At 58.9% G+C, this 13,469-nt stretch carries 9 protein-coding genes; all 9 read left to right on the forward strand.

The annotated features are described in order from the left end of the window. Window positions 1-12: 12 nt before the first annotated feature. The gene (locus HRQ63_RS12265) at window positions 13-783 is read left to right on the forward strand and encodes an ABC transporter ATP-binding protein (protein ID WP_172243935.1); all 771 of its coding nucleotides are present in this window, start codon (window positions 13-15) and stop codon (window positions 781-783) included. Continuing rightward, window positions 758-2,695, forward strand: a complete 1,938-nt coding sequence (locus HRQ63_RS12270; RefSeq protein ID WP_172243938.1) for an FtsX-like permease family protein — start codon at window positions 758-760, stop codon at window positions 2,693-2,695. The genes HRQ63_RS12265 and HRQ63_RS12270 overlap by 26 nt, the downstream gene beginning before the upstream one ends. 113 nt (window positions 2,696-2,808) lie before the next feature. After that, the gene (locus HRQ63_RS12275; RefSeq protein WP_172243941.1) at window positions 2,809-3,786 is read left to right on the forward strand and encodes a hypothetical protein; all 978 of its coding nucleotides are present in this window, start codon (window positions 2,809-2,811) and stop codon (window positions 3,784-3,786) included. A 180-nt stretch (window positions 3,787-3,966) separates the two neighbouring features. Continuing rightward, window positions 3,967-4,995 carry an ABC transporter substrate-binding protein gene (locus HRQ63_RS12280; protein ID WP_172243944.1) on the forward strand — a complete coding sequence of 343 codons (1,029 nt, stop codon included), beginning with the start codon at window positions 3,967-3,969 and terminating at the stop codon, window positions 4,993-4,995. 199 nt (window positions 4,996-5,194) lie between these two features. Then, window positions 5,195-6,919 carry a helix-turn-helix domain-containing protein gene (locus HRQ63_RS12285; RefSeq protein ID WP_172243947.1) on the forward strand — a complete coding sequence of 575 codons (1,725 nt, stop codon included), beginning with the start codon at window positions 5,195-5,197 and terminating at the stop codon, window positions 6,917-6,919. A 292-nt stretch (window positions 6,920-7,211) separates the two neighbouring features. Next, complete coding sequence (locus tag HRQ63_RS12290; protein ID WP_172243950.1) at window positions 7,212-8,192, forward strand: ABC transporter permease; 981 nt, start codon at window positions 7,212-7,214, stop codon at window positions 8,190-8,192. Window positions 8,193-8,230: 38 nt separating this feature from the next. Beyond that, window positions 8,231-9,109, forward strand: coding sequence for a carbohydrate ABC transporter permease (locus HRQ63_RS12295; RefSeq protein ID WP_172243953.1), 879 nt, complete (start codon window positions 8,231-8,233; stop codon window positions 9,107-9,109). A gap of 34 nt (window positions 9,110-9,143) precedes the next feature. Then, the gene (locus tag HRQ63_RS12300) at window positions 9,144-10,661 is read left to right on the forward strand and encodes an extracellular solute-binding protein (protein ID WP_229714172.1); all 1,518 of its coding nucleotides are present in this window, start codon (window positions 9,144-9,146) and stop codon (window positions 10,659-10,661) included. 233 nt (window positions 10,662-10,894) lie between these two features. Next, window positions 10,895-13,393: an AraC family transcriptional regulator gene (locus tag HRQ63_RS12305; RefSeq protein ID WP_172243956.1), complete on the forward strand. Its 2,499-nt coding sequence runs from the start codon at window positions 10,895-10,897 to the stop codon at window positions 13,391-13,393. Window positions 13,394-13,469 lie beyond the last annotated feature (76 nt).

Below are 13,469 nucleotides of genomic sequence, written 5' to 3' on the forward strand. Positions count from 1 at the left end.
GGGGAGAAACGCATGAACATTTTGGAAGCACGGAACCTGAACAAAGTCTATCCCGGCAAAGTATCCACCCAAGCGCTGACGGATATCCATCTGACGATCGCGCAGGGCGAATTCGTCGGGATCATGGGACCTTCCGGCAGCGGCAAAACGACGCTGCTCAACATGGTTTCCACCATCGATACGCCGAGCTCCGGCACGGTCAAGATCAACGGGCAGGACCCGTACGCGATGAAACGCAACGAGCTGGCGAAATTCCGGCGCCGCGAATTGGGGTTCGTTTTTCAGGACTTCAACCTGCTCGATACGCTCACCGTAGCGGAAAACATCGTGCTGCCGCTGACGCTCGACAACGTGAAACTGAAAGAAATGGACGAACGCCTGCACCGGATCGCGAACCGGCTCGGCATCGCGGATATATTGAACAGCCGCACTTACGAGATTTCGGGCGGGCAGCGGCAGCGCACCGCGATCGCCCGGGCGGTGATCGCCAACCCGTCGATCCTGCTCGCGGACGAACCGACGGGCGCGCTGGACTCCAACGCTTCGAGGATCGTCATGGAATCGCTGGAAAGCCTGAACGGGCGCGAACGGACGACGGTCATGCTGGTTACCCACGACCCTCAGGCGGCGAGCTACTGCCACCGGATCGTGTTCATCAAGGACGGACGATTGGCGGCGGAGATCCACCGGGGAGAAAGCCGGCAGGCCTTTTTCCAAAAAATCATCGATACCTTATCTTTCTGGGGAGGGAACGCGCATGAACTTTCCTCGATTCGCGTATAACAACGTCAAGCGGAACGCGCGGGCTTATTTCGCTTACTTCCTCAGCAGCGCGTTCATGGTGATGATCTTTTTCTCGTTCGCGGTGTTTATTTTCCATCCGCAGATCGTATCGGGCGAAATCCACCGGATGGCGAAAGCGGGCATGCAGGCGGCGGAATACGTTATTTTCGTGTTCGCGTTTTTCTTCGTGCTGTATTCGATCAGCGTGTTCCTGAAGTCGCGCAACAAAGAATTCGGGCTGCTGCTCATGCTCGGCGCCAAGCCTTCGCAGTTGAATCGGCTCGTGTTTTTGGAAAACATGATCATCGGCGCGGGAGCGATCGTCAGCGGGATCGGCGCGGGCCTGCTGCTGTCCAAGCTGTTCCTGCTGCTGGCGTCGCAAATCGCCGGCACGGAGACGCTGCCGTTCTATTGGCCGCTCAAAGCGATGCTGCTGACGGCGGGCGCGTTCGCGCTGCTGTTCCTCGCGATCTCGGTGCTGACGCTGCTGTTCGTGCGCAAGCATCGCGTATTGGAACTGATCAAAGGAAATGCCAAGCCGAAAAGCGAGCCGCAAGCATCGATCTGGCTCGTGCTGCTCGGCATCGCGCTGCTTGCTGCCGGATATTTCGCGCTGCGCACGGATGAAGTGAATCCCGCTTCGATTTTCGTCGCGGCCGGCACCGGTATCGCGGGAACCTACTTTTTCTATTCGCAGCTTTCGGTCGCATGCATGCGTATGCTCAAGCGCAGTCGCGCTTTCGTTTGGAAAGGAACCAATTTGCTATGGATCTCGGAGCTGGCGTACAAAATCAAGGATAATGCCCGAATGCTGTTCCTCGTCACGGTAGTCACATCGGTGGCGTCGATGAGCGCCGGTTTCGCGGTGGCGCTCTCGCAGCAGGCGAAAGAGTCGTACGCGAACGACCCTTACGGGCTTAAAGTCAGTTATTACCGCGACGCGGAGCATAGGGAGGAAGAGGAACGAATCATCGCGGATACGCTGCGGGGCGCAGGCCTGGAGTACGAGATCACGGAAATCGCGAAAGTGAATGCCGTACTGGAAAACGACCCGGACGAACGGAGCCTTTATGCCGTATCCGCCGACAATTACAGCCAAGTCGTATCCGACTGGCAGACGCCTGTTTACCCGAACGGCTCGGAGTCGTCCGCTTTGCTGTTGATGCCGGACGGCTTCGTCTGGAAAAACGCTCCGGATAACGGAACACGGTGGAAATTCGAAGGCGTTGATACGCCGCTCGCGATCGAAACGGCAGCGGGCGGACCGGTATTCAGCGAAGCCCAGTGGTTGCCCCTGCTGGTTGTGCCAGACGAAGCGTACCGGGAAATGGAAGCTGCTGAAAAAGCGTTCAAAACGATCGAGGCGTATTATCGGATTCCCGCTTGGGACGCCGCCTCTTTTGATCCGAACGGCCAGGAAGCCCGGATCGGCGACGAACTCGTACGCCTGAGTCAAGGGCGGGAAGGCGGACAAAAGCCGTTCGAAAGCTTGGTTTCGAGCCGCGGCGCTTCTTATTTGAGCGGCTTGCAGTTCATGTCGGTATTCAGTTTTATCGGCGCTTTCGTCGCATTGATGTTCTCGCTGTCGTCGGCCAGCTTCCTGTACTTCAAACTGCACGCCGAATTGTCGAGGGACGCGGACATGTACCGGTCTTTGTCCAAAACAGGGCTCAGCATCGGCGAGATGAAGCGATCGGCCACGCTGCAAATCGCCATTCTCTTTTTCGTGCCGATCTTGGTATCCGCGATCCAGACTTTCGTGGTGTTGGACCCGATCTTGACGATGATCAGCGTACGCGGAATCATCAAGCCCGTGCTGATGACGTCTTCGGCTTTCCTGATCGCCCAAGCGGTATACTTCCTGCTGGTCAGAAGCCGATATTTGAGCCGGTTGAAACGGGTGATGGTGTAACTTTTTGTTCCGGCCGCCATACTTGCATCCTGTTCATACTCCGTTTGCGGGTACACAATAGAAGACAATAAACCTTGCCTGCCAAAAGGCGCCCGCGAACGGAGGAAAAGAAAATGAAGAACAAGCAAGCGACGGGTCTGCGTCGAATTATGGCATTTCCGGTGACGGATCTGACCGAAAAACTGCAAGGTTGGAATATGGTGTCCGTACAGCTCGGATATGACGATCGGACTTATGTGCTGTTGATCGACGAAGTGCCGGAGCGCGATCGAGGCGCGTTCATCCAGACCGAATTGAAGCGGAGTCCGACGTATAAAGTGTTGATCGTCGATCTTCGTTTGCCCGCAGAAAAAGGGGATGGCGAAGCCCGCGTGCGGGAGATCCTGATCGAAGGCGAGACGTTCCATTACAGCTACGTCCAGCCTCTTGGCGAAGAACTGCTGTTGGTCGGCGCCCGCAGTTATTATTACGGTCGGGACGACTATGATTTAAACGCCGCCGTGTTCAGTCATGAAGGCCGGCCGCTGCGGCGCTTTTTGCTGGGCGACGGCATTCAGGACGTGCAGACGACGCCGGGCAGGTTGATCTGGACGAGCTTTTTCGACGAGGGCGTATTCGGGAATTATGGTTGGGAACGGCCGGTCGGGGAAAGCGGCCTGATCGCCTGGGATCGCAGCGGCATTCGCGTATTCACGAACAGCGAAGCGGATATTGCGGACTGTTATGCGCTGAACGTCGTGTCGGACGAACAAGTCTGGTTTTACTATTATACGGACTTCAAACTGTGCGCCTTGTCGGGTCCGGCGGATCGGCCGAAGGCATCGTTCCTCGACCCGAAGCGGTCCGGTTCGGCGTCGGTCGTGACGGACGGTTATCGTTTTCTGATGGACAACGGATACCGGGAACGCGACCGCTACACGCTGATGCGGCAGGAGAAACCCGGGCAGTTGGTTCCGCGGGAAGAAATTATTTTCATCAAAGAAAACGGGGAACAGCTTCGAAACGGAATCGCCGATGCGCGCGGCGCAAAAATGCTGCTGTTCGAAGAAGCCAAGCTGTACGCCTTTTCGCTTGGCGAGCTGGACGGCTAAGGAAGGTTCGAAAGCTTTCCGGCGAAAATCGATTTTGGCCTTTGCATTCGTGTCCGATCGTGCGCGCATTCCCCATTTGTGCAAAAAGATTCTCCCTGATGTGCATTGTCTCTCGTAAACGGGAAAGATAAAATGGGTGACAGGCTAATGAGAATGAAACTCAATTGGGGGATGCACATCATGAAAAAGAGACAATCGGCAACGATCAAAACAGGAGCGCTGGCGCTGATTTTGGCTTTCGGGGCGGCGCTTGCGGGCTGCGGGGCCGATACGGATACGAAAACCGCGGCAGCGGACGATACGGCGGCCGCGCAAACGGCGGCGACGGATCCGCAAAACAATTCCGCCGAAAGCGATACGCAAGCGGCGGAAGGCGAGACGCGCGTCGTGAAAGGCGAATTCGGAGACGTGACCATTCCGGCCCATCCGCAGCGCGTGGCGGGCATTTATATGGAAGACTACATGGTTGCGCTCGGCGTTACGCCCGTCGTGCAGTGGTACCATCCGAGTTGGGGCATTCAGGATTATCTGAACCTGGACGTGCCGCAGTTCGATATTACGGGAAGCCCGGAAGCTTTGCTCGCGCAGCAGCCGGATCTGATCATGGTCGACGGCGGCGCGGATCAAGCGGCTTACGAGACCTATTCCAAGATCGCGCCGACGTACCGTCTGCCGGAAAGCATGCTGCAGGACTCGAAGCAGATACTGCTCGCCGTGGCGGACGCGCTGGGCATGCCGGAAAAAGGCGAAGAGGTATTGGCGGCTTACGAGAAGACCGTGGCGGACGACAAAGCCAAGCTGCGGGAAAAGGTAGGCGACGAGACGGTGGCGGTGGTGCGCTTGAACGGCGGCGAGAAAACGATGGCGCTGTTCGGCATCAAAAACCGGTATACCGGCTCTCTCTTCAGCGAACTGGGCCTGACTCCGCATCCGTTGGTCGGCGAGATGGAGGACTTCCAGCAGGTGGTCTCCGAAGAAGGATTGGCCGATCTCGACGCGGACCACATCTTTATTTTCCCGGCCAGCGGCGATTGGGAGTCGGACGAAAACAAAGAAGCCGAGAAGATCCTGGACCGTCCCGTTTGGCAGTCGCTCAAAGCCGTGCAGAGCGGTCACGTCTACAAGGTGGAGCGCTCCTACTGGCAGTCCGGCGGCATCCGGGCCAACCTGCTGAAATTCGAAGACGTGATGAAGCATCTGGCTCCGTAAGCAGGAAAAAGCGACAGTACCCGGATACGGGTAAAAGTTAACAGGCAAACAAGCCGTCGGGGCGATTCCGGCGGCTTGTTTGCTGCGCGGCAAACGAAAATGATCTTCTTTGCCGCTGCCGATTGCCGTACGGGGCGGAAAGGCGTATACTGACGCATAGGCAAATGAGAACGATTATCATCGAAAGGCGGACTGGCGAATGAAGCATGTGCCTTGCACCTATATGCTGACGGACATCCGATACGAAGAAATTCCGTCCGGCGAATCGGCAAACGATTTTGCGCAAGCGAGGCCGGAAGGCAGCGGTCCGAGCGCGCCGGCCGCGGCGGAAAGCGAACAAGCGGAGCTGTGGATCGTGACCGGAGGAAGCGGAACGATCGAGCTGGAAGGACGGTCGTGGGCATTGCGGCGGGGCAGCGTGCTGCTGGGCGCTTTGTCCGGAAGGCGGGCCGAAAATGAGCGCGATGCCGGACAAGGCAAGCCTGCCGATCTTGCAGCGCCGGGAAAAAGCGCCCGCCTGACGCTGTACCGGCTGAGCTTCCGCGCGCTGAACGCGTTCGGCACGGCGCTGCCGCCGGGTCCGGAGATTCCGGCGGTCGGCATGATCCAGATCGCGCCGTTCTCGTTCTGCGCGGAGCGGGCGCGACGGCTGCACGAACGCCGGGGAGAGCAGGGCGCGGCGGCGGCGCTGGAACGGCAGATCGCGTTTCAGGAACTGCTGCTGGCCGTTTTGCGCCGGCACGGCGAGATTTCCTCGGACGGCGGCGAAGAAGGCGGATCGGCAGGCGGCGTCATCCCGGCGGCCGCAAGCGGCCGGGAAGCGGTCAAGCGTTCCGCGGAACGCATGGAAAACGAATACCGCGAGCCGTTGACGGTCGAAGCGTTGGCCGCTTCGGCGGGCATCGACCGCTGGGCTTATACGCAGCTGTTCAAAGAAATCACCGGCAAGCTGCCGCTCGATTACTTGAACGAAGTGCGCATCAAGCAGGCCAAGCATCTGCTGCTCGCCACCGAAGACCGGCTGGGCGAGATCGCCCATCGCACCGGCTTCAGCAGCGAATATTATTTCAGCCGCCGCTTCAAGCAGGCGGCCGGCGTGTCGCCCGGCCGTTACCGGCGCCTGCGCCGCCGGGAAGTGCGCGTCTTCGCGCCGTATCTCGAAGACTCCCTGCTCGCGCTCGGCATTTTGCCCGTCGCGCAGTACAGCCACCGCGCCTGGGGCGTGCAGGAATACCTGCCGCTCGGCGGGGTGCCCGCGTTCGACGTCGCGGACGGCACGCGCGAAGACCTCTCGCGCCTCAAGCCCGAACTGCTGCTGTTCGACGACGGCTTCGACCGCTGGAGCCTTGACCGCTTGTCCGGGGTCGCGCCCCGCCTGCTGTTGGAGCAGCCGGGCGAAGCCTGGGCGGACAAGCTGCGCGGGACGGCCGCGCTGTTCGGCCGCGAAGCCGCGGCCGAAGAAGCGCTTCGCCGCTACCGCGAAGAGACGCGCGAATGCCGCGCGTCCCTGGCCGCCGCGCCGGGCGGCGCCGCTTCGCGCGGCACCGTGATCTGCCTGCGTGTGACGGCGCGGCGGATCAGGGTTTATGGTGAGCGGTCCGGCTACACGGGACCGGTGCTGTACGGCGCGCTCGGCTTGCGTCCGCCGGAAGCGCTGCGGCGGCAGCCGGAGAGCCAGCGCAGCCTGCTGCTGCGCCCGGAAGAGCTGGCGGCTCTGAACGCCGACCATCTGTTCGTCGTGTTCGACAAATCCGAGAACGAAGCGCCCGGCGACGAACGTCGGCTGCTCGAGCATCCGAGCTGGCGGAATCTGCCCGCCGTCCGGGGCGGTCGCGTTTACGAAACGGACTTTTTCGCCTGGATGAACTACGGGGTGCTCGCGCACGGCCGCAAAATCGCGGACGTGATGAACGTGCTGCGCTGAAGACTGCCACAATGTCCGTTTTCCGCGCCGCTGCGGTATTTCCGCCGCGGCGCAAAAAAAGTCAATGCCCGGAAATTCGCGCTTTTCGCTGCGGAAATCCGGGCTTTTTTCGCGTTTCTCTTTTCCTGAATCCTTGATGCCGCCGTCTTCCCGCCGCTTTTCGCTTCCCCTCGCCCGCACTTCGCAAAAAGCGTCGATTGCCGGAAATCCTGCGCTTCCGTATGCTGTCGTTAACCGCCGCGAAGGCTCGAAAGCGCAGGGCGGAAAACCAGACGACGGAGGTGGAAAGGACATGGCATCCCGAACCGAAGCAGCCGGCGGAAGCAAAATCGAAACCGCATACAAAGAAAGTCCGGCCGCGAAGCGCAGACGCAGCGTATGGAACGGCGTCAAGCGAGACCGTTACCTGTATCTGCTGGCGCTGCCGGGCATCGTCTTTTTCCTGTTATTCAAGTACGTGCCCATGTGGGGAATCCTGATCTCGTTCCAAAATTATTCGCCTTATCAGGGCATGTGGGCCAGTCAGTGGGTGGGCTTCGAGCATTACATACGTTTCTTTTCGAATCCCGATTTCCTTATTCTGTTCCGCAACACGATGGCGATCAACCTGCTGTCGCTGATCTTCTTTTTCCCGCTGCCGATTCTGCTCTCGGTCATGATGAACGAGCTGCGCGGCACCAAATTCAAAAAGACGATTCAATCGATCGTGTATCTGCCGCACTTCCTGTCGTGGGTCATCATCGTCGGCATTACGTTCCTGCTGCTGTCGACGGGCGAAGGCATCATCAACCAACTGTTGGCCGCCGCCGGATTCGGCAAGATCGACTTTCTCACTAACCCGAATTACTTCTGGGGGCTGCTGACGGTTCAATCCATTTGGAAAGACGCCGGTTGGGGCACGGTACTGTTCCTGGCGGCGATGGCCAGCATCGATCCGCAGCTCAACGAAGCCGCCAAAATCGACGGAGCCGGACGCTTCCGCCAGATCTGGCATATCACGCTGCCGGGCATCCGTTCGGTCATCATCATTCTGCTGATCCTGCGCATCGGGCATATCATGGACGTCGGCTTCGAGCAGGTGTTCCTGATGATGAACGGCGCGGTATCCGAAGTCGCCGACGTGTTCGACACGTACGTGTACCGGCTCGGCATCAAGCAGGGCCAGCTCAGCTTCAGCACGGCGGTCGGGGTGTTCAAGTCGATCGTAGGCCTGATTCTCGTCATCGGAGCCAACAAGCTGGCGAAAAAGTTCGGCGAAGACGGCGTGTATTGAGCGTTTGCCGGGCTTGAAGCGAAAGGAGGAAACGAAGAATGGTCGAACATAAAGGGGACCGGACGTTCAACGCCGTCAATATGCTGCTTCTGACGGTAATCGGATTGGTTACGCTGTTCCCGATGTATTACGTGCTGGTCGTATCGTTTACCGATCCGTCGGAATTTATCCGCAACAAAGCCACTCTTTTTCCGCAAAAATGGAGTCTGGATTCTTATAAATACCTGCTGTCGACCGACGCGTTCATCCGGGCGATCGGCAACAGCGCGTTTCTGGCGACGGTCGGCACGGCGCTCAGCCTGCTGGTCACGTCCTGCTTGTCTTACGCGCTGTCGCGCAGACGCTTGCAAGGCCGACGGTTTATCCTGCTGCTGATTTTGCTGACGACGCTGTTCAATCCGGGCATCATCCCGCCGTACCTGCTGATTCGCGACCTGCATTTGATCAACAGCATCTGGTCGCTCATTTTGCCGGTGCTGACGAGCGGATGGTACGTGCTGCTGATGAAAGGCTTTTTCGACAGCATCCCGCCGAGTCTCGAAGAAGCGGCGCGGATCGACGGCTCCAACGATATCGGCGTCTGGTGGCGCATTATTTTGCCGCTGTCGCTGCCGTCTCTCGCCGCGTTCGGATTGTTTTACGCGGTCGCGTATTGGAATACTTTTTTCACGGCGCTGCTGTACATCAATGATTTCGACAAGCAACCGCTTCAAGTGCTGCTGCAAAATATGCTGATCGACTCGTCGACGGCATCCGGCGGGACGGCCGCGGCCGAGATGACCGCCGAGCAGCAGATTCCGTCGGAAACGCTCAAGATGGCGGCGGTTGTCATCGCGACGGTGCCGATCCTGATGGTTTATCCGTTTTTGCAAAAACACTTCGCCAAAGGCGCCATGGTCGGTTCGGTCAAGGAATAGCGGAGTCATTATCGATAAAAGGGGAGATTGAAGCATGAACCGAAAAAGAACGGGCATGAGAGCAATTCTTGCGGCGGTCGCGGCATTGGCGGTACTTACGACGGCGTGCGGCAGCAGCAATTCCGCATCGGGCGTGCCCGAAGACGGAAGTCCGCTGCCGGTCAGCATCATGTCGATGTATTTTACGCCCGAACCGCCCGGACCGGACAACGTCGTGGTGCAGGAGTTCGAAAAGCGCACCAATACCGATCTGAACATCACTTGGGTGTCGCCCAACAGTTACGGGGACAAAGTGAACGTGACGTTGGCTTCGGGCGATATGCCGGACCTGATGCTGGTTGACGACGCGTTCTCGGCGCAGCTTCGCACCATGGTGCAGCAGGGCGCGTTTTGGGACTTGACGCCTTATATCGACGATTATCCGAATCTCAAAAAATTCCCGGAAGAATCCTGGATCAACACGAAGCAGGCCGACGGCAAAAACTACGGCATCCCGCGCGTGCGTCCGGTCGACGGCGGATCGTTCCTGTTCCTGCGCAAAGACTGGCTGGACAATCTGAACATGGACGTCCCGCAGACGACCGACGAGCTGTACGAAACGCTGCGCGCGTTCACCGAGGATGATCCCGACGGCAACGGCCAGAATGACACCATCGGATTCACGGGCCTGGTCACGCAAAGCAATATGGGCACCTACTCCGGCATCGTCAGCGCGTTTACCCAAAATAACGGAGATTGGAAAGACGTGGACGGCAAGCTGGTCAACGTCAATCTGATGCCGGAAATGCGCGAAGCGCTGGAGTGGCTGAGCAATGCTTACGCGGACGGCCTGATCTCGGAAGACTTGGCCGTACTGAAAGAAAGCCAGACCAAAGACCAACTGAACGCGGGCCGCGCGGGCGCTTCGCAAAATACGGTGGAAGCGGCTTGGGAACCGACGGAAGCCCAGCGCAAAAGCAACCCGGACGCGGATTTTCTGCCGCTGGTGTCGATGAACGGCTACGTGAACAAAGACGGCGGATTTTTCGGGATGTTCGTGATTCCGAAAAGCGTACCGGAAGACAAAATGAAAAAATTGCTCGAGCTGATGGATTACGGCGCTTCGGAAGAAGGCGGGACGCTGGCGAGCTACGGCCTGGAAGGCGTGCATTACGACGAGGAAAACGGGATCAAAACGGTGACCGAACAAGCCAAAGCGGATATCGTCGCTTCGCAGGCGCTCGGACAGGTCTTTATCCAATACGACCCTTATCTTCGCGCTTACCGCAGCGGCATGCCGCAGGACGTTTTCGAGCGCAACAAGCAGATTATCGACGAACGCGCGAAGATCAGCATGCCGGACAAAGCGATCGGCCTGTATTCGGAAACGAACGTGTCGGCCGGACCGGAGCTGGGCAAAGACATTCAGGACATCAAAACCAAGATCGTGCTCGGCAAGCTGCCTTTGTCGGCTTGGGACGAGTTCGTCGAGAAGCTGAAAACGAATCCGGATCTGCAAAAAATCACCGAGGAGCTGAACGAGGCGTACGCGCAGCGGCAGACGGCTTCATAAAAAAACGCTGATTTTGGCTCGATACGAAGAAAAGGCCGGCATGGCGACGCTTCAGGTGTCGACGGTAAGCCGGCCCATTGCCGGAATAAAAGAAAATTCCGTGTTCGCATGGCTTCCGGTTCGGCGTCGCGCCGATTCGGAAGCTGTTGCGGTTTGCAAAGGACTTCCCTTAAAATGGTAGACGACGAGAGAGCGAATAATCGAACCGGCAAACCGGAAAAGGGGCGAAAAAAATGGGGAGCATCCGGGAATGGGCCAAAAAGCTGCCGGGCGGAAGAAGCCGCGAAGGGCGAGGACGCTTTTATCGCTACAGCCTGATTTTGGCGTTGTGCATGGCGAGCATCCCGACGGCCGTGATTGCTCTTTCTTCTTACGCATTGGGCACGGCGCACGTCGAACGCGAGGTGATGAACAGCCACCGGACGCTGGTCGAGCGCTCGGCGGCCCGCCTGGACGATCTGTTCACGCAGCTGGAGCTGTCGGCGAGCCAGTGGTCGCTCGATCCCCGGCTGGACGCGGATCTGAAACGGGCCAATTTGATGCTGGAATACAACCGGACGAACGAGCTGTACAGTTTTCTCGGACTCATGAAAGCCACCTATCCGCGCTTGGAAGACGCGCGCTTATTGCTGAACCGCAGCGAACCTCTGTTATTGTCGGAATGGGGCGGCGTGCGGACGATTCCTTTCGGGGAAGAAAGTAAGCGATTTCAAAGTTTGGTCGAAGAAAAACGGGACATTTATTGGGTCGAAAATTTTCGTTGGACCGCGTCGGACGCCGACTCGATCGTGCTGGTACGCAAGCTGCCGGGCTACGGACCGTCTTACGGCGCGCTGCTGCTGAGTCTCGACCGGAAAAAGCTGGACGGCTTCGTGCGCGAAGCTTCGTTCGACGAAAAAGGCGCTTCGTATCTGTATGCCGAAAACGGGCGGCCGATTATCCGCGTATCGGAAGGAATGCCGGAAAATCAACAGTTCGAGCAAACGCTGCGTCAGCAGTTGAACGATCGGATCGATGCGGGAACAAGCGGAAGCGATTCGTATTTGTTCAAATGGCAGGGGCAGACGTATTCGGCTTCGTACAGCACGCTGGAACGCGCCGGAACGGTCTGGACCTACGCGACCGTCTCGCCGCTGGAAGCGTTGACCCGCCCGGTGGTCGTGCTGTCGCGTTCGCTGCTGGGCGTCAGCCTGGCGGGAATGGGGCTTGCGCTCGTGTTGGCCTGGTTCGCTTCGCGCCGCTTGCATCGTCCGATCCGGCAGTTGGCGGAAGCGCTCGGGGAAGGAGAAGGTTCGGGCCGATCCTTCGACCCGGAGACCGCAGGCAGCGGGAAAGGCAAATCGGTCTTTATGCCCGGGCCGCAGCCGTATCGTTCGCCGAACGGACGGCCTTACGACGAGCTGCGTTCGATCGAAGATAGTTGGAAAGGGTTGGCCGACGCAAAACGGGAAGCCGAGCGGAGGCTGGAACAAACGTATCCCGAGCTGCGAGCCGGCTTTTTGCTGCAGTTGATGCAGGGTCATTACCGTTCGCTCGGCGAAAGCGATTTGCTGTCCCGGCTGGAGCGTTTCGGTTGGCGAATCGAAAAAGGCGAGCGGCTGGCCGTGTTTTTGCTGCGGGTCGGCGTATTATCGCCGCCGGAATCGCAATTTCGCGAAGAAGACGAACTGCTCATGACGTTCGCTGCCGCGAACGTGGCGCGCGAATTTATCGATCAACGCCGCGAACGGGCGGAAATCGTCAATTTCCATGACGGCAGCGTGGCCGTGCTGGTTCCCGTCGCGGTGGATACGGCGGTTTCCTCCGAAACCGTCCGGCCGTCGGCAGCAGGCATTGAGTCAGCGGCGGTGATGGGTGATAACGCAGCCGCCGGGGAGCGCGCGAGCATGAAACAAACCGCGCAAGAAATGGCCGATACGCTGCGAAGCGTGCTGCGGCTGCGGACGATCTTGTGTACCGGGGAAGCGGCGGGCATTCTGGACGTGCCGGAACTGCTGCAAGCTTTGCGGAGCGCGCTGCGCGGCATACCGGCGACCGAATCCTGCCGCGTCCTGCATTTCGATGAACTGCTGCCCGGTCCGGGCGGCGGGAGTACCTACCCGTTCGCGTTGGAGAAAGAGCTGCTGCAAGAAGTGCGGTTGGGCCGAACCGACGAAGCCGGAAGGCTGATCCGCGAATTCCTCGTGAGATTGTCGGAACGCGCGTCCGCCGAGTCGGAACTGAACGAAGGCGCGCTCCAGCTGCTCGGCAGCCTGCTGCATACGATGCTGGAAAACGGCGTTCGGCTGGAGGCCGCGGGTCTGTACGAGCGGCTGCTCGAACTGCGCAAACCGGAAGCGGTCGCGGATTTTCTGTGCTCGCGGGTGCTGGAACATTACGGCAGGGAATTGGAGGAGCGCCAAGGCGTCGAAGCCGATCGCTTGGCGGAAAAGGTACGGGAGGAGCTGGAGAGAGACTACACGGCGGACTTTTCGCTCGAACGCTGCGCCGAACGCTTCGGCGTCAGTCCGTACACGCTGAGCCGGTCGTTCAAGCAGACGTACGGTCAGACCTTCGTCGATTACGTCATGAATCTTCGTTTGGAGAAAGCCCGCGAACTGCTGCGTACCACCGATCTCAAAGTCAACGAGGTCGCCGAAGCGGTCGGCTACCAGCCTTCGTACTTTATCCGTCTCTTCCGCAAGCAGGAAGGAATGACGCCGGGGCAGTACCGGTCGGAAAAAAGCGGATGATGGCTTGCGTCGATCGCGGACGCCGTTAAGCCTGCCCGAAAATTCGTAACGAAAAATATCCGTTCCCGTTCCGGTC

It is taken from the genome of Saccharibacillus endophyticus, from assembly GCF_013185185.1.
GTDB classification, from domain to species: Bacteria; Bacillota; Bacilli; order Paenibacillales; family Paenibacillaceae; genus Saccharibacillus; species Saccharibacillus endophyticus.